The following is a 23,862-nucleotide window of genomic DNA, read 5'->3' on the forward strand; positions in this document are numbered from 1 at the left end:
AGGTCGATCAGAGCGCTCGTCTTTCTTCGCCAAATATTAGCGATGGAGAAACGCGAAACGATACAACGGCGTTGCCCTGCCGCAGCTACCGGCCCTCGATCCGCCACGCCACGAAGACCAGCGCACCGGCCAGCAGCAACATCAGCCAGCCGGGCGCCAGCGGCGTCAGGCGGATGTCGCGCACGTCATAGGCCTCGCGTCGTACCAGCCCCAGCCAGTTACGGCCCGCCGCCACCCGTCCCTCGGAGACGCGACGAATGCCGGGGACGCCATCACTGATCCGCAGAATGCCTCCGCCTGTCGCATCACCCAGCGGCTCGATCAGCGCGGCGGTGGAAATCGGGTTCTCGAATTCCCGCGGTGCCGCCGGCCCGACAGCCGTCACCGTCTCAGTCACACCCTCGGACAACCGGTAGATTCCGTTTTCCGGCGCCGGGAACCGGGATTGCCAGACGCCCGGCGTCACCTGCTCCAGTTGCAGCACTTCCTCACCGCCGCCCGGTGTGCGCACCACGACATCCCCGATCGTATCGCCGAGAGAGCGGCGCGTCACCGTGATCTCGGCGCCGTCCGGCTCCGCCACCAGCACCTCTTCCTCCAGTTCCGGCTCCTTCATCAGCCAGTGCGCCAGTCGCCGCAGCAATTCGCTCTTCGGGCCGCCGCCCTCGAAACCGCGCGACCATAGCCATGCCTGGTCAGAGGCCAGCATGGCGATCCGTCCCTCGCCCGGCCGGTCCAGCACCAGCAGCGGCCGGCCATCCGGCCCCTCCATCACCGCGTGGCCGGTTTCCTGCTCCATCTCGATCAGCCGGAACCAGCGCCCCCAACCCGGCGTGCCATCCTCGGCCGTAGGCCGAGGGGCAAACTGTTCCAGCCCGCGCGTCACCGGATGGCGTTGCCCCAGTTCGGAGATACGCGGCGTGTAGCCCTCTTCCAGAACCCGCGCTGTCGGCGTGGCGGGCAGGATCTCCCGCAGCGGCGTGCGGTACAGGCTCTCAGCCCCCGCGAAGGCCGGTCCGGAGGCGATCAACACCGCCCCGCCATCCTCCACGTAGCGTCGGATATTGTCGATGTAGAGCGAGGGTAACACCCCGCGCCGCCGGTAGCGGTCGAAGATGATCAGGTCGAACTCATCGACCTTGTCCATGAACAGTTCCCGCGTCGGAAAGGCGATCAGGCTCAGTTCGAACACCGGCACGCCGTCCTGCTTTTCAGGCGGACGCAGGATGGTGAAATGCACCAGGTCCACTGCCGGGTCCGATTTCAGGATGTTGCGCCACGTCCGCTCGCCCGCATAAGGCTCGCCAGAGACCAGCAACACCCGCAAGCGGTCGCGAATACCGTTTATGGTGATGATCGCGTCATTGTTGCGGGCGGTCAGTTCATCGTCGGCACTCGGCACCGTCACCTGCAACACGTTCAGCCCGCCACGTGCCAGTTCCAGCGGCAACTTCACCGGTTCGTTCACCGGTACCTGAAAAACTTCCGGGTCCTCACCGTTGAGCGACAGGAACAACGGCACCTCTTCTGCATCCGGCGCGGCGCCCAGCGTCTCGATCTCCAGCTCCAGTTCCAGCGCCTCGCCGACGATGGCGAAACTCGGCGCCGTCTTCAGCACGATCCGCCGGTCCCACTCGTCCTCGCGGCCGGTCAGCACCACATGTACGGGCGCAGGGAAGGAGCCCAGTACGCCGGCATCGTGCACCTGTCCGTCCGTCACCAGAATTGCCCCTGCGATCCGTTCCTGGCTCACCTCGGCAGAGGCTTCGGCCAATGCGCTCATCAACAGGGTGCCCGAGTTGTCCGAGGCGCTGTCGGGGTCCGTCACCCGCACCTCGCGCAATTCCAGTGGTGCGTCATCAGAGGCCGCGCCGATCCGGGCGCGCAGCTCCGCTTCCGCCTCGGCGATCTGCTCCGGTCGCACGTCGATGCCCTGGCTGCTGGTCTCGTCAATCACCAGAAATGCGATATCGGGCAGGAAGCTGCGTTCCTCCTGCTTCAGTGAAGGTTCCGCCAGCGCCGTCAGCAGCACCAGTGCCGCCAGCCCGCGCAACCACCAGCCAGCCAGCCCCCGCCATAGTGAAAAGACGATCAGTAACAGTGAAAGTCCCGCGAGACCAGCCAGCAACGGCCACGGCAGGACCGGCGCGAAATCGACGGCGGAAAATTCCATCAGTTGCCCAGCCTTTCCAGCAGCGCAGGCACGTGCACCTGGTCGGATTTGTAGTTTCCGGTCATCACATGCATGATCAGATTCACGCCGAACCGGTAGGCCATCTCGCGCTGGCGCGCCCCGCCGGAGCCACGGCCCACGGGCAGCATTGCGTTACCGCTGGCATCCTCGGCCCAGGCTCCTGCCCAGTCGTTTGCGCCGATGATAACCGGTGTCACCCCATCGTTGAGGTTGCGGAACGGCATGCCCTCCACCTCCTCGATATCCGGCATCGCCTCCACCCAGATATCGGTGTTGGCGAACCGGCCGGGGAAATCCTGCAACAGATAGAACGTCCGCGTCAGCACATGGTCATCCGGTGCCGGTTCCAGAGGCGGAACGTCGAGCTTCGCCGCCAGCCGTTGCAGCATGCGACCGTTCGGCGTCCCCGCGCCCAGCCGCCCGCCGAGGTTGGCGTCCTGAGTATCGAACAGGATCATCCCGCCGGAACGCAGATAGGCATTTAGCCGGGCATAGGCCGCATCCGAGGGAATTTGCTGCAATTCGCTGATCGGCCAGTACAGGAACGGCAGGAAAGCTATCTCGTCGGTTTCCAGGTTCACCGCCATGGGCTCCGCCGGCTCGATCGCCGTGCGCCGCGTCAGCACCCGGCTCAGTCCCGCCAGCCCCGCGCGGCTGATGTTGTCCACTCGGGCCTCGCCAGTCTCCACGTAGGCGAGAACAGTCTCGGAAGTCGCATGCACGGCCGCCGCATCATCTCGTTCAAGCTCCTGTGCGTCTGCGTAAGGTGCCAGCACGCCCGCCAACCCCAAGGCCAGCACAGCCACGGTGCCGCCACGGACGACCCGAGGCCCGGTCAGCCGCCCGGCCAGCCACAGCGTAGCCAGGATATCTGCCGCCAGCAGCAGCAATGCCACGACCAGCAGCCACGGCTTGAGGAATGTCTCTTCGACAACGCCCATGGCCTCGACTACCACACCAGACGGCATTGCCCCAAGCGGTTCGAGCGTATCGCCCGTCTGGAACAGGTTCACGGCGATACTCTGGTCATTGGCTTCGTAAAGTCCCGGCGGCATCGTCGGCCCCGGACGTTCCTCGATCAGCCGTGCACCGTCGACACCGGCCAGCAGCTTCGGATCGACGAGGGAACCGAAGCCGTCCAGCACCGAGACCGGTAGCCAGTTCTGGCCTTCCAGCGCCTCTGCATCCGGCGTCCGGCCGCGCGTGCTGACCGCCAGCCGTTCCAGCATTTCGACGAACAGGCCGGACAGCGGCAGGTTCGACCAGTCGGCATTCGCCGTCACATGAAACAGCACCACCCGGCCATCGCCTTCCGCCCGTCCGGTGACCAGCGGCGTTCCGTCCTCCAGCGAGGCCAGGACCCGTTCCGGCAGGTTGGGGTCCGGCTGCGCCATCACCTGGCTCGATACCGTCACCTCGTCGGGCAGGCGCAACCCGAAGAACGGGCTGTCTTCCGGAAACGCACGCAACTGCTTCGGCGCACCCCAGCTCATCGTACCGCCAACGGCCCGTCCTCCGGCCCGCAATCGCACGGGCAACAGCGGATCCTGCTCCAGCTGTCCTTCGCCGCTCTGCGCCAACCGCGGCCCGGCAAAACGGATCAGCAGGCCGCCGGCCCGCACCCATTCCTCCAGTGCTTCCCGCTCCGGCCCCGCGAAGGTGGCGATGTCGGCCAGAATAATCACATCGGGCGCCGCCAGCAGGATGTCAGTCAGCGGCGCTTCGATCAGGTCGGCGCTCGTCTCCAGTGCCTTGCCGATGTAGAACAGGGGGGAATTCAGCCGCGCCGCCTCCTCTTCCTGCGCCCCGGCGATGATGCCCACCTTGCGCCGCTTCAGGCCGTCATCCGTCAGCGCCACCGCGCCGGCGCTCCGCTCCTGCGGAACCACAAGACGTGTCACCCGGTTGCGCAACTCCACCGGCAAATCCATTTCCACCCCGGTACTGGTGCCCTCGCCATCGAAGATCACCATCGTTTCACCCAGAACCCGTTCGATCCCATTCGGATCGGGCCCAAGTGCTGTCACCCGCAGGCTCGGCCGGATCGTATCCGTGGTGCGAAGCAACTCCGCTCGCACCGCGCCATCCTCGAACCGCGGTGACGTCAGCGCCACCGGGTCGGACGCGTCGCTGATAACCGTCACCGGCCCTGCCGCCTGCAAAACGCGCAGGAAGTCACCGTCGCCATCGCCCGCCAGCCCATCCGCCAGCCAGACCGTCTCGAACCCGTCGCCGATACGGCTCTCCAGCCACTCCGCCAACGCTCCCCTGTCCGGTGCCCAGGCTTCCGGCGTCAGTCCTGCCACCCGTTGCGCCCACGCCCCCGCATCGCGGAAATTCAGTGTCTCGCCTTGCGGCAGCCCCTTCGCGATCTCCACCATGGCCACAGGCCTGCCGGCCCGCGCAGCCCGGTCCAGCACATCCTGCGCCTTCGCCTGCCGTGCACTCCAGTTCGGCGCACTCGCCCAGCCGCCGTCCAGCAGCACCAGCAACGGCCCGTCCCGCTCGCCCTGAACTTCCGGGTTCAGGACCGGGTTGGCGAACGCCAGTATAGCCGCCGCCAGAGCCACCATTCGCAGCAGCAGCAGCCACCACGGCGTTTTCTCCGGCATGCGCTCGGGGTCCTTCAACCCCATCAGCAGCCGCACGCCGGGGAAAGCCCGCTTTGCCGGCGCCGGCGGCACCGCCCGCAACAGCCACCACAGCACGGGCAATGCCGCCAGCGTCACCAGCAACAGTGGGGCGAGGAAGGCAATGGGGCCCAGCGTCAGCATCTCAGCGCACCCCGCCTATCGCCATATATAGCCACAGCAACGCCTTTCGCGGGCTTTCGGACGTGCGATGCACCAGACACCGCCATCCGGTCCGCCGCGCCATCGTCTCCAGCGCCGCGCGGCGCTCCGCCAGCCGCTCCTGGTACGCTTCCCGCAAAGCCCGTGCCCGCTGGGTCTCGAATTCCACGCTGCCGCCCATGCTGCGAAAGATCGTGCGTCCGTCGAAGGGAAACACTTCCTCCGTCTCGTCCACGATCTGCACGAAGCACCCAGCCACGTTGCGATCCGCCGCATGCGTCAACGCCGGAAAAACCTCATCCCGCGCGCCCATGAAGTCGGAAAGGAACACCGCCCGCCCGCTGGCTTCGAACTTGGCTTTCGGCGGCGCACCGTAATCCGGGCGGTCCTCCTGCTCCTCGGCCAGTGCCAGCGCCATCCGCCGCAACTGCTTTTCACCGGAACGCGGCATCGACGCCTCCGTACCCAGCAATGCCACACGCTCCCCGGCCTTCACCAGCAAGACCGACAACGCCAGCGATAACAGCACCGCGCGGTCACGCTTGCTTCGCGGGGCTTTCTCGCCGCGGTAATCCATGGACGCCGCATCATCCGCCCAGATGGACACGGTCTGAGCCGCCTCCCACTCCATTTCCCGGATATACAACTGGTCCGACCTGGCGGAGCGACGCCAGTCTACAGCCGTCTGTACGTCTCCGGGCATCGCCCGCCGGTATTGCCAGAAATTTTCGCCCGTACCGGCCCTGCGCCGACCGTGCACGCCCATCGCCACGGTGAACGCCAGTCGTTCCGCCTCCGCCAGCAATGGCGGCAGAGAGCCTGCGATCTTCTCGGAATCACGCCGGAGCAGGACCGCCGATTTCGCCCGCTCTGAGGGGGAAATGGTCACGCAGCGACATCCCGGTCCAGCGTAACCTCCACCAGCCGCGAAATAACGGCATCAAGCGTCAGCCCCTCTGCACGCGCGGCAAAGCCCAGCGCCATGCGATGCACCATCATCGGGTGCGCAAGCGCAGCCACGTCGTCCAGCGAGGGCGCCAGCCTGCCCTGCATCAGGGCCCGTGCCCGCACGCCCAACATCAGTGATTGCGCCGCCCGCGGCCCCGGCCCCCAGCTCACCTGGTCGCTGATTTGCACGTGGGCATCTGCGGTTCCCGGTCGCGCCGAGCGCACGAGGTCGAGAATGGCTTCCACCACGCTCTCGCCTACCGGCATCCGCCGGATCATGCCCTGCGCGGCAATCAAGGCATCCGCAGTGAACACCGGTTCCGCCTGCGCGTCCTCCGCACCGGTTGTCGCCAGCAGGATTGCCCGTTCGGCATCCCGCTCGGGGAAATCAACATCGATCTGCACCAGGAACCGGTCAAGCTGCGCCTCCGGCAGCGGATAGGTGCCTTCTTGTTCGATGGGGTTCTGGGTTGCGAGCACGTGAAACGGCGCGGCCAGCACCCGTTCCGCACCTGCGATCGTCACCCGCTTCTCCTGCATCGCCTGCAACAGCGCCGATTGGGTGCGCGGCGAGGCGCGGTTGATCTCGTCCGCCATCAGCAACTGGCAGAACACCGGCCCCTGAATGAACTTGAACGTACGGCTGCCGTCCGGACCGGTTTCCAGCACCTCGGCACCCAGAATGTCAGAGGGCATAAGGTCCGGTGTAAACTGCACGCGGTTCGCATCCAGCCCCATCACTGTACCCAAAGCCTCCACCAGTCGCGTCTTGGCCAGACCCGGCGCCCCCACCAGCAAAGCGTGGCCACCGCAGAGCAGCGAGATCAGCGTCAGATCCACCACCTTTTCCTGCCCAATGACGCGGCGGCCCACCATTTCCCGCGCCCGTTGCAGCGCGTCGGATGTCTCTTCCATCTGGTCGGCTAGATCATGATCGCTCATAGACAGAGGTCCTCTTCAAGTTTCCAGTGCCGCTGGCCCCCATCCGACCGGCTTCTATATAGTCAAACACAGGATGTAGCCTTATGCACCTGGGATCAAGCCGGAGGACCATGCCATGTCCGATCAGAAAACCGTTACTCCGGACGCGGAGGGCATCGCCGCAGCCGCCAAGGCCGCCGCCAAAAAGGGGCCACCGCCCGTCCACCTGTGGAATCCGCCTTTCTGTGGCGATCTGGATATCCGCATCGCCCGTGACGGCACGTGGTTCTATCTTGGCACACCCATAGGCCGCAAACCGCTCGTGAAGCTGTTTTCGTCGATCCTGAAACTTGAAGACGGCAAGTATTTCCTCGTCACCCCTGTTGAAAAGGTAGGCATAGAGGTGGAAGACGCACCCTTTGTTGCGGTCGATTTTACGGCAGAGGGTGATGGCGAACAGCGGAAGATCACTTTCCTCACCAATGTCGACGACACGGCCACCGCCGGCCCGGATCATCCGATTCGCGTTGAACTCGATGCTGAATCGGGCGAGCCCAGCCCCTACATCCACATCCGGCGCGGCTTGGAGGCTCTGATCGACCGCAAGAGCTTCTACCGCCTGGTCGACATCGGCGAGACACAGACGCACGAAGAGGAAGAGTGGTTCGGCCTTCGCTCCGAAGGCACTTTCTTTCCGGTCATCCTGGCCAGTGCTCTGCACGGGTAGTTCTGCCCGGCGTTCTGCCGGAAATCGCCTGCGCGGTCAGTTCATCACCAGAACGGGTTCGACACCACCATTCGATACTCGCCTACCGCGTTTCATGGCGGGTTCTGACATCGATCCGGGAAAATATGGCAGGTTTCTCCCAGTGATTGTATTCATGTCTGGAAACGATGGCGAAAGTTATCATCGCCGCGCTTCCTACTTTGGTATTAATTTTTTTCTCCCATCACTTCCGCCCCGGCCGGGCGGACCAAGTAAAAATCGCGAATACTGCACGCATCTTGATATCGCGCTGTTTTGAATACTCGACAAAATTTGTAGCAATATCAAAATCATACCAAATCCATACTGGAACCATACTCGCAGACGACAGCCCCGAGCCCAGCATGGCACACATTGGCATACCGGGCGTTCCTCTTTCTGAATTAGTTAAGACATTCTTAAACCACAATTCAGGACAAATTTCAGACCCAATTGGATCACAACCTCAAGGTGTAAACGGTATTGACGCGTTCGTGGTAACAGAGTTCTCCCAGAGTACCGGGAGGTAATCAGAAACCCGATTAAAGGCTAGTTCAATGCGGTATTGTATCCCCCCCCGACCCCATCGACTCCTGAAAGAAGAAGACGGTTCTTCCACAGTGGAAATTGCCCTTTGGCTCCCGATCTTCTTCCTCATAATAGCCACTTCCGTGGATTTCTCTCTGATCTTCTCCAAAAATGCCCAGATGTGGGATGTGGCACGCGACAGCGCCCGCCGCATGGCCACCTACAGTATGGATGGTGAGGAAGCCAAAACCTACGCGCATTCCCGTGTACGCAACACAGCCGACAGCGTCGAGGTTCAGACTCTCGACGAGGGCGAGGAAGTGATCGTCACGATCTCCGTTCCCATTGAAGACACTGCCTTTTTCTCCTTCATCGCCACCAAGGCGTGGGGTGATATCGAAGCCCGTGTCTCCATGCTGAAGGAGCCGATCTGATGTTCGATTTCCTCGCCCGTCGCGCGGCCCGCACCCTCGTGGAAGAGGATGGCTGGGTCACGATGCAAAGCATCTTCTGGACCATCATATTACTTGCAACCGGTGGTCTCTCGGTCGATGTCGCCCAGGCATGGCGCATTCAGACCATGCTTCAGGCCGCCGCCGATGCCGCCACCCACGCAGCAGCTACAGCCATGATTCGCAACGATGATTCAGTCATCGACGGCCTCGACCCAACCGAAGTGGCCCTCCAGCGCGTCAAAGCCAACCTCGACAGCCCCCAAATGGCCAACATCGCCCTCGCCAGCGACGTACAGTTCGGCCGCTGGGATCAGGAAACAGGCGCATTCGACACCGACGACGCCGATCCCGATGCTGTCCGGGTAACCCTCCGCCGGACGTCCAACCGCGATAACCCCGTGCCAACCTACTTCCTTCACTTCGGCGGTCTGGACTACTGGAACGTATCCGCCAGTTCTACCGCCCGAGTATTCGAATCGGATCGCGCCAGATGTGAAGACCCGATCCTCACGACCCGCACCCGCGTCGATGTCGAAAACACCAATCTTTTCTTGGGCGTATGCATCAAGGCACAAGTCGATGCACAGGTTGCGCAAAACGGCGCATGGATACCAGAGCACGTTGTCGGCCTCATAAATAGCGGCTTGCTGACCTCCTTGCCAACGAATGTTCTCAATACCGAAGTGGCCTCACTGACGTTTGGCGGCTTCCTCGGAGGTGTCGTCGATATCATCACGGATCCATTGACTGCCATCCTGTCGACCGAAGCCGAACTCAGTGCAAGCCTTGCAGATGCTGTTGCTCAGGCAGACGCCGTCATTTCACTGCAAGACCTGAGCTTTGCCGATGTCGCAGCCAATCAATCTCTGCACGTAACATGCAGGGCGGATGAAGTTCTGATGATCCCGGCCGATGTCGCGCTTCCCGGCGTGACCCTTTTCAGCGATTGCCCAGTGAAGGTGGCACAGGACGCTCGGATTTCCTCGACAATCATTATCTCGAATCTCTGGTCGATCCTTGATGCAGAGCTGCCTAATGGTTTGCCGCACGCCCTTGCACTCAATTCCCGCAATACCTGTGGCCCCGGCGACGGCGTTCGCATCCTCGTATTCGTGGACATCGCCGCCGCCGCTCAGATTGATGTGTTCAACATCGCGCCGCTAACCTATGTTCTCGCGTCGGCAGAAATCGGACGGGAGACACACGGGAGTGGCGGTGGCAACCTCGGACTTGACCTCGAGGTGGCCGGCGGTCTCCTGACTGACCTTTTGCTTGAAGATCTTGGGGGCCTTTGTCTTGGAGCCAACTTCATGCTGGAAACAAAGGCGGTAGCACTCGCCCATTGAGGTCTGCCCCCGACAAGGCCGGGGTGACACCACCGGGGTCGGACTGACCGGTTCAGTCCGACCTTGCTGTTTCGACATAGGCCTTCCGGCTTCTCAGCTCAGATTGAATTCCCGAAAGACGTCGGCATAGAGACTTCGCTTGAAAGGTACGATGCTCTCCAGCATCTCTTCAGACGACATCCACTGCCAACGGCTGAACTCCGGATCGACAGTGTCAATGCGAACATCGGAGTCCTGGCCGCTAAACTGCATCAGAAACCACTTCTGCTCCTGCCCACGGTATCTGCCCTGCCAGCGGTGCGGGATCACCTCGGCAGGCAGATCGTAGCGCAGCCAACCAGCACTCTCGCCTACGATCGCTACGGCAACAGCTGGAATGGAAGTTTCCTCGACAAGCTCACGCAAAGCGGCATCCCTTGCACTCTCGCCCTTGTCGATCCCGCCCTGTGGCATCTGCCAGGCGCCCGGCGTGTCAATCCTTTCGCCACCAAAGATTTGGCCATCGTCATTCAGGACAACCACACCGACGCATGGCCGGTATGGAAGATTGTCAATTTCTTCCGGTGTCATGAGTTTCCTTGCTCCGTGGAGGCACACTTCGCGATAGCGAAGCCGCGCTGAAGGGTTCTAATCCCTGTCGCGCGGCTTCATCTGTTTCATTATTCGGCGCGGCTCAGTACAGACAATCCACGCAAAACATCCAGCGCATAGGCGAGCTGCTGATCGTCGGCACGCTGCTTGGCTGCTGCCTCGGCTTCCTCACGTTCTTCTTCCAGCAATTTCAGCTCGTCCTCGCTGAGGCTGTCGTTTGACAACGACCCGCGCAGATCTGCTTCGGAGCGCCGCTGCAGCGCAACGCTGTCCTCGCTCTCCTCCTCTTCAGGCTCCGCCGGACGTTGTTCCACAATTATATCAGGCGCCACCCCAAGGTTCTGAATCGAGCGTCCCGACGGTGTGTAATACCGCGCGGTCGTCAGGCGCATAGCTCCATTTCCCTGCAAGGGTACGATCGTCTGAACCGACCCCTTACCAAAACTCTTTGTGCCGACGACGACCGCCCGCCGGTGATCCTGCAACGCGCCGGCAACAATTTCAGAAGCAGAAGCCGACCCACTGTTGATCAGAACGACCATCGGCTTGCCTTCCGCAAGATCACCGGCCTCTGCGTTATAGCGATCGCTGTCACGCGGATCGCGACCACGGGTCGAAACAATTTCACCAGCTTCCAGGAAGGCATCCGAAACCATGATCGCCTGGTTTAGCAATCCACCTGGGTTGTTCCGCAGGTCGATCACGAAACCGGACACATTCTCCATGCCACCCAACTCCTCTACCTGCTTTTGCAGTTCCTCTTCGAGGTTCGGATAGGTCTGTTCGTTGAAGGTCGTCACACGCAGTACAACCGCATCACTCTCTGTCCGTCCCCGCACGGCCGAGATGCGAATGGTGTCTCGGGTCAATGTTAGGTCGAAAGGTTCGTCATCGCCCTCGCGAACGATGGTGATCAGGATATCGGAACCAACAGGTCCCCGCATGAGATCCACAGCTTCGTTCAGGTTCAGCCCGAGGACAGGCTCACCGTCCACATGAGTAATGAGATCCCCAGCCTGAACTCCGGCACGCGCTGCCGGTGTGTCATCGATAGGTGAAACGACCTTCACGAAGCCGTTCTCTTGTGTCACTTCGATGCCGAGGCCGCCGAACTCGCCCTTCGTCTGTACCCGCATATCGGTATAATCGTCCGGCGGCAGATAGCTGGAATGCGGATCAAGCGAGGAGAGCATTCCGTTGATTGCGCTCTCGATCAGCTCCTTCTCGTCCACATCTTCTACATAGGAGGAGCGGATACGTTCGAAAATGTCGCCGAAGAGATCGAGTTGCTGATAGGTCACCCGCTCACGATCCAACTCTTGTGCGACGATGGGTCCCGCGAGTTGGCTTGTCACGAGAACACCGGCAATCGTGCCGATGGAAGCCGCAAGAAGAAGTCGTTTCATGGTTATCATTCCTCGTTTTCATACGCGAACCAACGGGCCGGGTCGACCGGAGTACCGTTCACTCTGACCTCAATATAGAGCGATTGTGGCTCAAGGTTGCTATCACTCTCTTCGTCGCCGACCAAAAATTCTTCGTGAACACCAGGCAGAAAACCAAGGCCAGTTCCTCCCACAATCTCAGTCCCCGCTGTGACCAGCAGGTCGCCCATCCCCGCGAACACGAAGAGCACGCCAGGGTCGGGCTCCACAATCACCACAGTGCCGTAGCTGTCAAGTTCACCGGCGAAACGGACTGTGGCAGAGAGAGGTGTCACCAATAGTTGCGCTGGGGCGACGGCAATTGTGAGGCCTGGGCGACGAATACCGTTCGGCGTCGCCTCCTCGAACGACAGTAAGACTTCGCCCGGCACTGGCACGTCCAGCGCTGCCAGTGGTGAATCGTCACTTGCAAGCGGGTCGGGCACCCCATCAAGTGCCGCCGCAAGGGCTGCAAGGTTCGCTGCATCCTGGCCAAACCCCGGTGTATCCGGCGCCACCATTGCACTTTCTTCGGACAGCTGTGCAGCGGCCGCCTTTAGAGCTTGAGTCGTCGCTTCAATCTGCTTTCCGATTTCCGCACCTGTATTGCGCAGTCCCGACAACTCGGCCAAGCGCCCGCGCAGCAACTTCACGCGTGACGTCGCCGCTCCGCTGGCCCTCTCCAGAAGCAAGGCCGCCAGCGCAATGTGCCTCGGCTCTCCCGAACCAAAGGCAAAAAGTGGTTCAGAGCGTTGGGAAATCCGCTGCAAGGCCGCGAGAACCGGTGCCAATTCAGCCATTTCGGCGCGCAGCAACCGTGCCTGCCGCCGTTGCTCGGCACCCGTCGCACTCATGGCCACTCTCAATGAGCGATGCGCTTCCTCGTAAGCTATTACTGCGTCGGAGAGGGCTACACGCCTGTCCTCCAGGCCCGAAGCTGCGATCAAGGCTTCATCCGCACGGTTCAGCGCTGCTGAAGCATCCGCGAGGCCATCGGACTTGGCCGCGTTGGGCACTGCAAGCAGCAAGACAAGAACGAGCGTACGTATCATACCACCTCGATCAGCGGTATCCCGGTCATCTCGTCCGGCTGTGGCAGGCCCAAGAGTTGCAAGAGGCTCGGTGCGAGGTCGCCAAGTTTGCCGCCTGCCTTCAGCGTCGCACCATCCGGTCCGCCGACCAGTATCAGCGGAACCGGGTTTAGTGTGTGGGCGGTATGGGGCCCGCCGGTTTCCGGATCGATCATGACTTCGCAATTGCCGTGGTCGGCCGTCAGCAGCAGCGCTCCACCAGTATCTTCCAGAGTGGCAACTAGCTTGCCGATACCCCGGTCGACTTCGGCACAGGCAGCCTTTGCCGCTTCCAGATCACCGGTGTGGCCCACCATATCCGGGTTCGCATAGTTGACCACGATCAGATCGTATACGCCCGAGCGGACCGCCTCTACCAAGTGTTCAGTCACCTCCGCTGCACTCATTTCTGGCTGCATATCGTAAGTCCTGACTTTCGGACTCGGAGCCATGTAACGAGCTTCACCTTCGGCGGGCACTTCATCGCCGCCATTCAGGAAAAAGGTAACGTGCGGATACTTCTCTGTTTCCGCAATCCGGAACTGCTTCTTGCCCAGTCCGGAAAGATAGCTGCCGAGTGTGTTGACGATCTCCTCGCTCGGAAACATCACTTCCATGAAATCGTTGTGGGCGGTCGAGTATTCGACCATGCCGAGAACCGCGGCAAACTTTGGCGGCGTTCCACGATCAAAATCGTCGAACTTCGGGGCCGCTAGCGCAGAGAGTATTTCCCTTGCCCGATCCGCTCGAAAGTTCAAGAAAAACAAGCCATCACCATCCGCCATGCCTGCATAGTCACCCAGCGCGGTTGGCGTCATGAACTCGTCTGTCGTGTCCTTGGCATAGGCGGCCTCGATTGCGTCCACGGCTGAGTCAGCACGCGAGCCTTCGCCCCGCACCAGTAGGGAATAGGCTTCGCCCACGCGATCCCAACGGTTGTCCCTATCCATCGCGAAGAAACGGCCACAAATCGTAGCAAGCTCGGCACCGTCGGGCATCAGACCCTCGGTTTGGCCGATCTGGTGTGCAGCGGAGCGAGGCGGCACATCCCGCCCATCCAGAAATGCATGAACCTTTACCGGAACTCCGGCTGCCGCAATGATTTTCGTTGCTTCGAGAATATGACGCTGATGTGCATGAACACCGCCGGGCGAAACCAGACCGGCGAGATGCGCCGCACCACCTGACGCTTTGAGTTTTTCGATGAAGCTCAGTAGCGCAGGATTTTCGGCAAATGAGCCATTGGCAATTGCATTGTCTATCTTCGGCAAGTCCATCCAGACGACGCGACCCGCACCGATGTTGGTATGGCCGACCTCGGAATTGCCCATCTGACCCTCTGGCAGGCCGACGGCATTTCCATGGGCCGAAAGCTGGGTGTGAGGGCAACTCTCCCACAGCCGATCGAAATTGGGTGTATCGGCCAAGGCAACAGCGTTGGCCTCTGCCTCGGAGCGCAGCCCCCATCCGTCGAGAATTGCCAGAACCACCGGTCTCATGCTTGCGCCTCCGTTGTTCCTGCAACGTTTACTTCGCAAATCGGCGAGATTGAACCCGCATTGGCATTAATTCGAATTCACGTTGGCTGAACTTTGCCGGAGCACCGGCAATCATTCCCTGTGATATGGGCTTCCCGACAGAATCGAAGCCGCCCGATACAATTGCTCGGCGAGCATTACTCTTGCCAGCATGTGCGGCCAGACCATGCTGCCAAAACTGAGGGCAATGTCAGCCTCCTGACGCAACCCTTTTTCTACGCCGTCGGCACCGCCGATGAGGAATGCACAATCACGCCGACCCTCGTCTCGCCATCGCCGCAACAACTCGGCAAACTCTCGCGAATTCAAGGTTTTACCCCGTTCATCCAGCACCACACGCACCGAATTTTCGGGCAATACCGCGGCCAACAACTTGCCCTCCGCGACCATGCCACCGCCCTTTTTGGACTCCACCTCACGCACCGATGCGGGGCCGAGGCCAAGGCCACGCCCGCTCTTTCCGAAGCGATCAAGGTATTCAGACACAAGCGTGAATTCAGGTCCTGCCCGCAGGCGGCCCACTGCACAGATGGTAACGCGCATGTTTCAGTCGGCGGGCTTACCGGCAGGCAACCACATCTTTTCCAACTGATAAAATTCGCGCACTTCAGGTCGGAAGACGTGAACGACAACGTCGCCGCAGTCGATCAGCACCCAATCGCCACCATCCTTACCTTCAAGCTTCGCCGGCTGGCCGGTCGCGCTCTTGACGCGATCCGTCAGCTTCTCGGCGATGGCAACGACTTGTCTTGAAGATCTTCCCGACGCGATCACCATATGATCAGCGATTTCGGACTTACCAGCGAGATCAATTGCGACCACGTCTTCGGCCTTGTCATCATCAAGGGATTGCAGAACCAGATCGAGCATTTCTTTGCCGTTCGGTTCACCTGAAGCTCCGCCCGCTTGGCGCGGAGCATGTGCAGCGCGCGTGGCTGCATCGAGTTGTTCAGTCAGACCTTCGTCCTCCTAATGCCGGGGTCAGCCAACCCGACCCCTGTTTGCATGTCCATAATCGTAACAAAATTGCAGCCATCTCTCAACCTGCCGCGGTGACATCGTCTTACCGTAGTAGGCACACTGCCCTCTGCACATGGATACCGATACGGCGATTATCAATGTTTCGGGTTCTGGCCGCGCTGGCGCACCCCGCTTGTCGGCGAAACAAAAAACGAGATTAGTTTCAGGGAAGCCTCGGCCATTACCTTTACGAGTGTATACTCCATGAGATCCGGCGTTCGTTAATCCAAAGGTTAACGCAGATTAAGTTTCGTGCAATAAGGTGACAATTCATAATTCCAGATTCTGACAACAATTGCATTCTGTTGGCGTAACAAAGGGAGAGTACGAATGCCTGTAACTACCATTGCCTCGACCACAAGTCTGGTCGACCTGACTGTTAGCAACATAACCTACCTGCTTCCAATTGGCGAACTCGTAGATGTCTTGGGGGATGCGATATTCATTAACGGCACCGATGAGACGATACTGCTTGTAGACGGGGACGTGACTTCAGCCTCCGATGCAATTGAAATTGTGAACGGAGCAACAGGATCGATGGTTCACATCCGCAACAATGCGACGCTTACGGCCACGTCCGACGGCGTACGGGCTGATGTTGGTACGAGCAACTTCCAGGTTATCAATGACGGTACTATCACTACAGAGTTTGACCAGGGTTTTGACAGTGACGGTGATTTCGGCACCTGGATCAACAATGGCACGATCGAAGCCAACAGCGACGGTGTTCTGTTCGATGCCGGCACCAACAACTCGCTCTTCAACTTCGGGAGCATAATTTCATCATCAGGAGACGCCATAAATGTAATGGGAGCGAACGCCAGCATCTTCAACTTCCAGACGATCACCAGTCTGGTGGCTAATGCTGTACAGGTCTCCGGCACCAACGCTCTCATACACAACACCGGCAACATCATCGGAAGCACCGAAGGCGTTCTGTTCGATGGCAGTAACGGCGGGACGTTGATCAATACCGGTGATATCCGTGCGACAGTCGGCCCGAGAGCCGTAACAGGGGGCGACGGCTCGGAAACGGTTATAAATGGTGGCACTCTCACCGGTAATGTTCTGCTCGGAAACGGTGACGACAGGTACGACGGTCGCGAAGGCACCACCACAGGTACAGTTTTTGGCGGCGGCGGCGGCGATACATTGCTCGGCGGTACCGCGGCTGACGATCTCAATGGCGGCTTTGGCGCGGATGTTATTCGCGGTGGCGTCGGCAACGATATCCTCACCGGGGCAACAGGGAATGACTTCCTTCACGGTCAGCAAGGCAACGACACATTGCGAGGAGGAGGAGGAGCAGATGTCATGCTCGGCGGCCAAGGCGCGGATGTGCTGAGAGGGTTCGGAGGAGATGATATTCTGGATGGCGGTCAGGGTAATGATCAACTCGTGGCCGGCGAAGGTAGCGACGTGTTTCAGTTCCAGTTGCTTGCCGGAAACGACAGGATCTTCGGTTGGCAAGATGGTCTCGATCAGATCGACCTTACAGCCTATGGCATAGCTAGCGCCGCAGCCTTGAACGCGGCGATCTCGGCAGGGGGCAGCAGCGCAATTGTCGATCTCAGTGCACTTGGCGGCAACGGATCAATACTTATCACTGGCGCAGCAGGGTTGATCAACGACGGTGACTTCATTTTCTAAAATTTCATTGCTGCCCCTTATTTTGGGGCAGCAATGATTGTTAAGGCTCATCGGTGAGTTCGAGAATGAAGAAATCCCCGCCATTCAGCAGCCTAGGCACGTAACTTTCGACGAATTTTTAGCCAATCGAAATGATCAGATTGTGTGAGGACGACTGATGCGACCGTGGAAAGTCGTTTGGCGCTTTGCAACGACTTACTGGGGCCTCCTTCGGAACAGCACCTACTGAATCCGACTGCGCCAAAGTCGCCGAGTTCTCGAAAAGGTGGGCTATTGACCGGAAGGTACGATGTCAGGAATTGGCCTGACGTAATTTTAATGAGCTACAATTTTGCCAGTCGATCGGTCAGCAAACGAAAAAATCCTTCGGAGTCTGCGTATCTGATGTAGTGAACATTGGGTGAGCGCTCCGTTACCCGCCACCAATCCACAACCGTCATGCCGCGCGTCAGCCGCGAAGCCAGTTCGACCTCGACGTTGACATGCCGACCGGAGAAGAGTTCGGGCTGTAAAAGCCATGCAATGACGCAAGGGTCGTGCAGTGGGCCACCGTCAGTTCCATACTTCTCCTCGTCGAACCGCTCGAAGAAATCCAGCAAATCGGCGACAGCGTCGCCCACGATGCTACCGATTGCCCGGAAAGCCTCCACCCGCTGCCGCGACGTAAGGCAGGTATGCGTCACATCCAACGGCAACAATGTTATCGGCAGACCCGACCTAAGCACAATATCGGCTGCCTCCGGATCAACGTAGATGTTGAATTCAGCTGTGGGTGTCACATTTCCTCCCTCGAAAAAGCCACCGCCCATTGCAACAATTTCGCGCACTCCAGCTTTGCAGTCCGGCGCATCACGAAACGCCATTGCCACGTTGGTCAATGGCCCTAGCGCAACTATCGTAACGCTTTCCGGCTCCGCCCTGCGCAAGGTGTCCACTATGAAATCTACACCGCCTTGCGCCTGAATTTGCATTTTCGGCTCCGGCAGGTCGGGGCCGTCGAGACCAGTTGCGCCATGCACATATTCTGCCGTTACCAATTCACCGGTTAACGGCCCAACGCACCCTTCAAACACGGCAACATCGGGCCTGCCCGCCAACTCGCAGATTTTACGGACATTCTTGCTTGTCAGTGCCAGCGGCACGTTTCCTGCCACGGCTGTAATTCCCAAAACTTCCAGTTCTGGGGAGGCAAGCGCTAAAAGAATCGCGACGGCATCGTCCTGCCCCGGGTCGGTATCGATGATGATCTTGCGTGGCTCTGGCATGGATGGCCCCTCCCCCGATATCGGGGCCATCCATACCTATCACCGCGCGGGCGGCAATCCCCCTTTACCGCGCATCGGCGATGAACACTGCGATTTCGTCTTTTAGTACCATACGCGCCCAATGCATTTCCTTTAGATGCGCATCATCTGACGGCTCCAGTCCAATCTCCACCCGATGCAAGGCTCTATTGATTTCGTGATACTCGTTCACCAACCGCGAAAAATGCGGATTGGTCCGCTTCAGATGCTGCAAAATCTCCCTATCCTCCGGGAAATCTTCCGAAAGCTCATGCGGAACGTGAGACATTAAACTGGGCTCCTGCTGGCATCATATGCCCGAACCGAAACATGATTCGCGACGCCTCGCATTGACACGGATCAATAGGCCGGTGAAATGCGGACGTAGCGGCCTTGTTCTCCCCTGTGCGTCTGCCATAGTGCAGGCCGGAGGACCAAGCATGGCGGTAGATGTTTGTATTTTCGACGCCTATGGAACGCTATTCGACGTAGGCGCCGCGGCACGTCAGGTGGCTGACGAACCTGGGCGAGAAGACTTCGCAGCGGTCTGGCAGGCGCTGGCTGAGACCTGGAGACAGAAACAGCTGGCGTACAGTTGGCTGCGTGCCGTTGCCAATGCACATGCAAATTTCTGGCAGGTCACTCAGGATGGCCTCGACTTTGCTTTGGAAGCCCACAGTATGGATGGAGATCTTGAATTGCGGGAGCGCTTGCTAGCACTCTACTGGGAATTGGCCGCTTACCCGGAAGTTCCATCGATGTTGGCGCAACTGAAGGCCGCTGGCTTTAAAACCGGCATCCTGTCGAATGGCTCGCCAGACATGCTTTCAGGTGCGGTTGACAGTGCCGGTATCGGCGAATTTCTCGACGATGTCCTGAGCGTCGAGGACGTTGGCGTGTTCAAGCCTGACGCCCGTGTCTATGATCTTGTGGGCAAGGCTTTCAGCACCAGTTCTGAGCGGGTGCTTTTTGTCTCGTCCAACGGTTGGGATGCTGGGGCTGCAACGGGCTACGGATTCCAGACAGTGTGGGTCAACCGACGTGGAGAGCCGGTGGACCGGTTGCCCTGGAAACCGTCAAACACGCTGACTGATCTTTCGGGAATACCCGACCTCGCTGGGAAACTCTGATGCGATTCTCCACTTCCGACGGCCTCAAACTCTATTACGAAGATGAAGGCAGTGGCTTGCCCGTCCTCTGCCTGCCCGGATTGACGCGTAACGCTCGTGACTTCGACGATGTCGCGCCTCACCTAGATGGCTGCAGAGTCATCCGGCTCGTTAGCCGCGGACGGGACAGGTCCGATTTTGACCCTGACCCTTCAAACTACACAGTTACAATAGAAGCCCGCGACGTCGTAGAGTTGCTGGATCATCTTCAGCTTGAACGTGTCGTTGTCCTCGGGACGTCCCGGGGCGGCTTGATCGCCATGACTCTGGCCGCGACAGCAAAGAAGCGACTTGCTGGCGTTGTCTTGAATGACATTGGACCGAGGATCGAACCCGACGGGCTGCAAAAAATAATAGATTATATTGGCGTTCCGCCGAAAGGTCGCGACTTCACGGAAGTGGGCGCAGCTCTGAATGCGGCGATGGGTGACGACTTTCCCGGAATCAGTGATCTGCGGTGGACAATGCTTGCCGAACGCTGGTTCGAAGAAACCCGCGATGGCATTGCACTCAAGTACGATCCGAAACTTGCGGAAGTGGTGAAAGAAGGCTCGTCCGCGCCTGCCCCCGATCTCTGGCCACTTTTTGATATGCTGGAGGGCATACCACTTGGAGTGATCCGAGGCGAGAACTCCAACCTTCTCAGTGCCAGTATACTGGAAGAAATGCAGCTTCGGCGCCCCGACATGGCATCGGCGACAGTACCTGATCGGGGTCACGTACCTTTCCTTGATGAGGATGAAAGCCTCGGAGTCATCAAAAAAGTTATTGAGATGGTAGATAGATGACGCCCGAAATGATCGAAAGCGCAGAAGCCAGGTTGTCTGGGATCGTGCGTGAAACACCCCTACTTACATCGCCATTTATAGACGAAATTGCCGGTCGTCGCGTCCATGTCAAAGCGGAATGCCTTCAGCACACTGGTAGCTTCAAATTTCGCGGTGGTTGGTCGGCAGTCAGTGCCTTGGACGCTGGAGTTCGATCCCGCGGCGTCATCGCATTTTCTTCTGGCAACCATGCGCAGGGTGTCGCGCTAGCCGCAGCCCGTCACGGCGTTCCGGCAGTCATAATCATGCCCGCCGATGCTCCACGCATCAAGATCGACAACACGCGGGCATTGGGAGCGGAGGTCGTGTTGTACGACCGCGCAACGGAGAACCGCGACCAGATCGGAGACCGCATCAGTTCAGAGCGCGGGCTTACCCTTATCCGTCCCTACGATGATCCCCATGTGATTGCCGGCCAAGCGACCGTAGGGCTCGAAATCGCCCGGCAGTTTCAGGGAGGCCCAACAGAAGTGCTGGTATGTTGCGGTGGCGGAGGCCTTACATCCGGTATTGCCCTCGGCCTTGAGATGAGAGCACCCGCTCTGCGAGTTCGGCCTGTGGAACCGGAAGGCTTTGACGATGTCGCCCGCTCGCTGGCCACCGGGACACGCCAGAGCAACGAACGACTTGCTGGTTCTGTCTGTGACGCAATACTTACGCCAAGTCCCGGTGAGCTGACTTTTCCGATTCTTCAGCGTCTTTCCGGACCCGGCCTGACGGTTACCGACGATGAATGCCTTCGGGCAGTTGCGCTTGCAGCCCAACGGCTGCGAATTGTCTTGGAACCCGGTGGGGCCGCAGCATTGGCAGCCGCGATTTTCCAGCCCGACAATATTGAAGGCGAAGACGTTATCGTGGTGGCAACCGGCGGCAATGTGGACGGCGAACTGTTCTCAAGTGCACTGATGAAATGAAAAAGCGGCCGCCCGCTTAAGGTGGCCGCTTCTTTGGCGAGGCCCCGAAGAAGGGCCTCGCAGGGTTTCGACGCTGAACCTATCAGCCGTTGGCGAGGATTGCCTCGATCTGACGTTCGATTTTCAGCGAGTTGTCACCGCTCTCTTTCACTGCCTTGATCTGCGCAGCCTGTGACGGGGTAACAGCGCCTTCTGCCGTGAAGCGGGTTCCCGCCGGGACAGCAGCAACACCATCAGTCAGAACCTGTTCAGCACGCTGGTCCATGGCGAGGCTGTTGTCGTCGCTGCTCTGAATCGTGCGCAGTTGCGCGAACTGGGCAACTGTAAGTCCGTCGGCCCGATTCGCCACGCTGCCATTGCCGCCGTTGATTATGGTTTCAATGCGTGCGTTTTTCTGCAACGTGTTTTCGCCGGAACTCTGGACCGTCCGGATCTGTGCGATCTGGGCCGGGGTAAGTGTGGCTGCTACGTCTGCAGAAAGGTTCGACTGTGCGAAAGCAGGCGCGGATGCGGCGATGGCAACGGCGACGGCTGCAAATACTGTGCGTTTCATGATGTGTATCCTCATAGTGATTTTTAAAGTTTGGTCGCCAGCTTTCCGGCGATGAGAGTGATTTGGCCCCTGGGGTGTCTTTTCTCAAATCACGAACACGCTCACCTTGGATCGCCGTGATGTGATGCAGCGCAGCACTTGAAACTGAGGCAAGGAAATAAATTTTGCTACTTTATTATATTTATCAGTCGTTTACGATTAGATCACCTTTGGGAAGAGATCGTGAACATGTGCATTAATTGTCACGCAGGCGCGAGATTTGCGCCCATTTTTTGACATACGGCGGATCAAAACTGAATGTATCCAAATTCGAAATAAATGTGATGTTTCAGAGATCGGCGTTAAACTCACGGCCGCGTGCACCAATCGAATGTGCCGGGAGCGCCAAATCGAGTTCTCGACTGGGTTTGTGGAGAGGCGTTGAGTCTTTTGGGCTATCGCGCTCCGGTCTATCGCCGAGAACTGGAAGAGAGTTATGTCGAAATTTTATCCCGTGACATTGCCCTTCGACGGTATCTCAAACACATACACCATCGACGAAAATACAGAAATTTCAGCCTACTGGTTCGCGCTTCTATTCGGCAGCCACGCCGCAGCATAGCAATTCGGCCAATGGAAAGGCTCATACCTTATATTTTTGAAGGCCTTAATGAGCCCACTGGTGACACTCACCCCTCTCGGTCGGTGGATCGCAAACCTATCCGCATCCCCGGCAACTCGCATCGGCTTCTTTGCTAACACGAAACGGTGCGCTACCTGGCTTTTTGAACCGAGTGGGTTTCATGGGACGTGGTGCGGATATGGTACAGGTCCTCGTACGCGCGGAAACATCGCTCGCACGCTTGCAATGGACATCAATCATTCCCAGCACGGTAACGAGAGGTATGGACTTGCAGTCGGTGATTAAGTGCCGCGCTTGTCTACTAGCCCATTTTAAAACGGCCTGCGCGAAGGCGATTGTCTGGCTTAAAGCGGCAAAGAGGAATTTGCCTGCACTCTTCAGTATATTAGCGCAGAGGAAGCACATATGTAGCGGAGCTCTGGCGCCCTGCAGCCTGCAAAACGCCGATAGTTGCCGCCGAAAATTGGACTTCAGAGATCATCAGCATTGCAATCGCGACCGCGGCTTGTTCAGACCTCATGCTAGTCGACACACTGAGTTTTGCTGATCGTCGCCTGTCCGAAGCAACAATTATCGGCATTAACGGGGTCATATGTCATCAGAGGTCGCACCCCGGCCACGATGGAAACCTGCGACGGACAGTGTGCCCGTCGCAGGGGAGAGCCTGCGTCAGTGATGCTTGTCATCTTTCAGTGCGCGCTCGATCAGGATCGCAATGCGACGCTTAATACGGCCTTCACCGTCGTTGCCGTCTCTGATAACCCGGATCTGTGCAAGTTCTGCTGGCGACAATTGTGCGATCACTTCGTCCGTCAAACCATAGCGGGCATCGTTGGCAATGGCCGGAGCGGCGGCTGAAATGCTGACGGCGAGAAGTGCGATTGTTGCGTATTTCATTTCTTTGGGTCCTTTGTCTCGAGTTTGCGTTTGCGTCACCGGTTCGTCGGCGATGACCCTCACTAGTCACGGCAGACAACACGCCTCAACCCACGAAAAATCTCACGAATTCTCACGCATTTGTTACCGAATATCTGATTTGTAAGAACGTGACCGAAACCGTTGAAATGATCGTTTGAACGACCTGTGCGTGCGTTGGGTCAGAATTTTATTCGCTCACTTCGCTCACGGAAATATCACAAAGCCGTGAAAATCATTTCGGATTTAAGCTTGTTCTCAAAAATGAAACAGAACGTTCCCATTTTCGAAAATTAGCAAATATCACAAAAAACAAGCTGTTCTGCGCCGTTTAAGTCTTTTGCGGGCCGGTCTGAA

The 23,862-nt window shown here is 59.0% G+C and carries 21 protein-coding genes; 7 read left to right on the plus strand and 14 right to left on the minus strand.

What is annotated here, in order from left to right; translation table 11 throughout:
* Positions 1-85 precede the first annotated feature (85 nt).
* Genes GO499_RS13635 through GO499_RS13650 form a run of 4 tightly spaced genes read right to left on the minus strand, consistent with a single transcriptional unit; the run spans position 86 to position 6,876 of the window.
* Positions 86-2,173, minus strand: coding sequence for a hypothetical protein (locus tag GO499_RS13635; RefSeq protein ID WP_161862686.1), 2,088 nt, complete (start codon positions 2,171-2,173; stop codon positions 86-88).
* Positions 2,173-4,968 (minus strand): DUF4159 domain-containing protein, encoded by a 2,796-nt coding sequence (locus GO499_RS13640; protein WP_161862687.1) that lies wholly within the window; start codon positions 4,966-4,968, stop codon positions 2,173-2,175. Before GO499_RS13640 ends, GO499_RS13635 begins: the two co-directional genes overlap by 1 nt.
* A gap of 1 nt (position 4,969) precedes the next feature.
* Entirely contained in the window at positions 4,970-5,875 is a 906-nt protein-coding gene (locus tag GO499_RS13645) for a DUF58 domain-containing protein (protein WP_284154746.1), read from the minus strand.
* Entirely contained in the window at positions 5,872-6,876 is a 1,005-nt protein-coding gene (locus GO499_RS13650) for an AAA family ATPase (protein ID WP_161862688.1), read from the minus strand. Before GO499_RS13650 ends, GO499_RS13645 begins: the two co-directional genes overlap by 4 nt.
* A 115-nt stretch (positions 6,877-6,991) precedes the next feature.
* On the opposite strand from GO499_RS13650, the gene GO499_RS13655 reads away from it, so the two are divergent.
* From GO499_RS13655 to GO499_RS13665, 3 genes are all read left to right on the plus strand, one after another.
* A complete protein-coding gene (locus tag GO499_RS13655) occupies positions 6,992-7,582 on the plus strand; it encodes a DUF1285 domain-containing protein (RefSeq protein WP_161862689.1) in 591 nt (196 codons plus the stop codon).
* A 575-nt stretch (positions 7,583-8,157) separates the two neighbouring features.
* Positions 8,158-8,562 carry a TadE/TadG family type IV pilus assembly protein gene (locus GO499_RS13660; protein ID WP_284154747.1) on the plus strand — a complete coding sequence of 135 codons (405 nt, stop codon included), beginning with the start codon at positions 8,158-8,160 and terminating at the stop codon, positions 8,560-8,562.
* Positions 8,562-9,929 carry a TadG family pilus assembly protein gene (locus GO499_RS13665; protein WP_161862691.1) on the plus strand — a complete coding sequence of 456 codons (1,368 nt, stop codon included), beginning with the start codon at positions 8,562-8,564 and terminating at the stop codon, positions 9,927-9,929. Before GO499_RS13660 ends, GO499_RS13665 begins: the two co-directional genes overlap by 1 nt.
* A 93-nt stretch (positions 9,930-10,022) precedes the next feature.
* On the opposite strand, the gene GO499_RS13670 is transcribed toward GO499_RS13665, so the two are convergent.
* The 6 genes from GO499_RS13670 to rsfS all read right to left on the minus strand — a co-directional run bounded on the left by GO499_RS13670 (position 10,023) and on the right by rsfS (position 15,422).
* A complete protein-coding gene (locus tag GO499_RS13670) occupies positions 10,023-10,499 on the minus strand; it encodes an RNA pyrophosphohydrolase (RefSeq protein ID WP_161862692.1) in 477 nt (158 codons plus the stop codon).
* Positions 10,500-10,588: 89 nt separating this feature from the next.
* Positions 10,589-11,926, minus strand: coding sequence for a S41 family peptidase (locus GO499_RS13675; RefSeq protein ID WP_161862693.1), 1,338 nt, complete (start codon positions 11,924-11,926; stop codon positions 10,589-10,591).
* Between the two features lie 5 nt (positions 11,927-11,931).
* On the minus strand, positions 11,932-12,996 hold the full coding sequence (locus GO499_RS13680) for a murein hydrolase activator EnvC family protein (RefSeq protein WP_161862694.1): 1,065 nt from the start codon (positions 12,994-12,996) through the stop codon (positions 11,932-11,934).
* On the minus strand, positions 12,993-14,513 hold the full coding sequence (gene gpmI, locus GO499_RS13685; RefSeq protein WP_161862695.1) for a 2,3-bisphosphoglycerate-independent phosphoglycerate mutase: 1,521 nt from the start codon (positions 14,511-14,513) through the stop codon (positions 12,993-12,995). Before gpmI ends, GO499_RS13680 begins: the two co-directional genes overlap by 4 nt.
* 111 nt (positions 14,514-14,624) lie before the next feature.
* Complete coding sequence (gene rlmH, locus GO499_RS13690; RefSeq protein WP_161862696.1) at positions 14,625-15,095, minus strand: 23S rRNA (pseudouridine(1915)-N(3))-methyltransferase RlmH; 471 nt, start codon at positions 15,093-15,095, stop codon at positions 14,625-14,627.
* Positions 15,096-15,098: 3 nt separating this feature from the next.
* Positions 15,099-15,422 carry a ribosome silencing factor gene (rsfS, locus tag GO499_RS13695; protein ID WP_161862697.1) on the minus strand — a complete coding sequence of 108 codons (324 nt, stop codon included), beginning with the start codon at positions 15,420-15,422 and terminating at the stop codon, positions 15,099-15,101.
* A 480-nt stretch (positions 15,423-15,902) separates the two neighbouring features.
* On the opposite strand from rsfS, the gene GO499_RS13700 reads away from it, so the two are divergent.
* Positions 15,903-17,222, plus strand: coding sequence for a calcium-binding protein (locus GO499_RS13700; RefSeq protein WP_161862698.1), 1,320 nt, complete (start codon positions 15,903-15,905; stop codon positions 17,220-17,222).
* Positions 17,223-17,545: 323 nt separating this feature from the next.
* Here GO499_RS13700 and GO499_RS13705 read toward each other — a convergent pair whose 3' ends face one another.
* Positions 17,546-18,487 (minus strand): nucleoside hydrolase, encoded by a 942-nt coding sequence (locus GO499_RS13705; RefSeq protein ID WP_161862699.1) that lies wholly within the window; start codon positions 18,485-18,487, stop codon positions 17,546-17,548.
* 64 nt (positions 18,488-18,551) lie between these two features.
* Positions 18,552-18,794 (minus strand): HP1242/YdcH family protein, encoded by a 243-nt coding sequence (locus tag GO499_RS13710; RefSeq protein WP_161862700.1) that lies wholly within the window; start codon positions 18,792-18,794, stop codon positions 18,552-18,554.
* 151 nt (positions 18,795-18,945) lie between these two features.
* Here GO499_RS13710 and GO499_RS13715 point away from each other — a divergent pair, with 151 nt between their 5' ends.
* The 3 genes from GO499_RS13715 to GO499_RS13725 are packed head-to-tail and all read left to right on the plus strand — an operon-like array spanning position 18,946 to position 21,415.
* On the plus strand, positions 18,946-19,635 hold the full coding sequence (locus GO499_RS13715) for a haloacid dehalogenase type II (RefSeq protein ID WP_161862701.1): 690 nt from the start codon (positions 18,946-18,948) through the stop codon (positions 19,633-19,635).
* Complete coding sequence (locus tag GO499_RS13720; protein WP_348520780.1) at positions 19,635-20,462, plus strand: alpha/beta fold hydrolase; 828 nt, start codon at positions 19,635-19,637, stop codon at positions 20,460-20,462. The genes GO499_RS13715 and GO499_RS13720 overlap by 1 nt, the downstream gene beginning before the upstream one ends.
* Positions 20,459-21,415, plus strand: a complete 957-nt coding sequence (locus GO499_RS13725; RefSeq protein WP_161862702.1) for a threonine ammonia-lyase — start codon at positions 20,459-20,461, stop codon at positions 21,413-21,415. Before GO499_RS13720 ends, GO499_RS13725 begins: the two co-directional genes overlap by 4 nt.
* Positions 21,416-21,497: 82 nt before the next feature.
* Here the strand turns inward: GO499_RS13725 and GO499_RS13730 are convergent, their stop codons facing one another.
* The gene (locus GO499_RS13730) at positions 21,498-21,968 is read right to left on the minus strand and encodes a hypothetical protein (protein ID WP_161862703.1); all 471 of its coding nucleotides are present in this window, start codon (positions 21,966-21,968) and stop codon (positions 21,498-21,500) included.
* A 1,291-nt stretch (positions 21,969-23,259) separates the two neighbouring features.
* The gene (locus GO499_RS13735; RefSeq protein ID WP_161862704.1) at positions 23,260-23,487 is read right to left on the minus strand and encodes a hypothetical protein; all 228 of its coding nucleotides are present in this window, start codon (positions 23,485-23,487) and stop codon (positions 23,260-23,262) included.
* Between the last annotated feature and the right edge of the window lie 375 nt (positions 23,488-23,862).

It is taken from the genome of Algicella marina (assembly GCF_009931615.1).
Classification (GTDB): domain Bacteria; phylum Pseudomonadota; class Alphaproteobacteria; order Rhodobacterales; family Rhodobacteraceae; genus Algicella; species Algicella marina.

Bases quoted from the DNA above. Each gene is read 5' to 3' on its own strand.
- GO499_RS13730 (WP_161862703.1), bottom strand. From the start codon at position 21,968: ATGAAACGCACAGTATTTGCAGCCGTCGCCGTTGCCATCGCCGCATCC.
- GO499_RS13665 (WP_161862691.1), top strand. From the start codon at position 8,562: ATGTTCGATTTCCTCGCCCGTCGCGCGGCCCGCACCCTCGTGGAAGAG.
- GO499_RS13720 (WP_348520780.1), top strand. From the start codon at position 19,635: ATGCGATTCTCCACTTCCGACGGCCTCAAACTCTATTACGAAGATGAA.
- GO499_RS13710 (WP_161862700.1), bottom strand. From the start codon at position 18,794: ATGTCTCACGTTCCGCATGAGCTTTCGGAAGATTTCCCGGAGGATAGG.
- GO499_RS13635 (WP_161862686.1), bottom strand. From the start codon at position 2,173: ATGGAATTTTCCGCCGTCGATTTCGCGCCGGTCCTGCCGTGGCCGTTG.
- GO499_RS13660 (WP_284154747.1), top strand. From the start codon at position 8,158: ATGCGGTATTGTATCCCCCCCCGACCCCATCGACTCCTGAAAGAAGAA.
- GO499_RS13700 (WP_161862698.1), top strand. From the start codon at position 15,903: ATGCCTGTAACTACCATTGCCTCGACCACAAGTCTGGTCGACCTGACT.
- rsfS (WP_161862697.1), bottom strand. From the start codon at position 15,422: ATGCTCGATCTGGTTCTGCAATCCCTTGATGATGACAAGGCCGAAGAC.
- GO499_RS13725 (WP_161862702.1), top strand. From the start codon at position 20,459: ATGACGCCCGAAATGATCGAAAGCGCAGAAGCCAGGTTGTCTGGGATC.
- GO499_RS13705 (WP_161862699.1), bottom strand. From the start codon at position 18,487: ATGCCAGAGCCACGCAAGATCATCATCGATACCGACCCGGGGCAGGAC.
- GO499_RS13670 (WP_161862692.1), bottom strand. From the start codon at position 10,499: ATGACACCGGAAGAAATTGACAATCTTCCATACCGGCCATGCGTCGGT.
- GO499_RS13640 (WP_161862687.1), bottom strand. From the start codon at position 4,968: ATGCTGACGCTGGGCCCCATTGCCTTCCTCGCCCCACTGTTGCTGGTG.
- GO499_RS13715 (WP_161862701.1), top strand. From the start codon at position 18,946: ATGGCGGTAGATGTTTGTATTTTCGACGCCTATGGAACGCTATTCGAC.
- GO499_RS13675 (WP_161862693.1), bottom strand. From the start codon at position 11,926: ATGAAACGACTTCTTCTTGCGGCTTCCATCGGCACGATTGCCGGTGTT.
- GO499_RS13680 (WP_161862694.1), bottom strand. From the start codon at position 12,996: ATGATACGTACGCTCGTTCTTGTCTTGCTGCTTGCAGTGCCCAACGCG.
- rlmH (WP_161862696.1), bottom strand. From the start codon at position 15,095: ATGCGCGTTACCATCTGTGCAGTGGGCCGCCTGCGGGCAGGACCTGAA.
- GO499_RS13655 (WP_161862689.1), top strand. From the start codon at position 6,992: ATGTCCGATCAGAAAACCGTTACTCCGGACGCGGAGGGCATCGCCGCA.
- GO499_RS13735 (WP_161862704.1), bottom strand. From the start codon at position 23,487: ATGAAATACGCAACAATCGCACTTCTCGCCGTCAGCATTTCAGCCGCC.
- gpmI (WP_161862695.1), bottom strand. From the start codon at position 14,513: ATGAGACCGGTGGTTCTGGCAATTCTCGACGGATGGGGGCTGCGCTCC.
- GO499_RS13650 (WP_161862688.1), bottom strand. From the start codon at position 6,876: ATGAGCGATCATGATCTAGCCGACCAGATGGAAGAGACATCCGACGCG.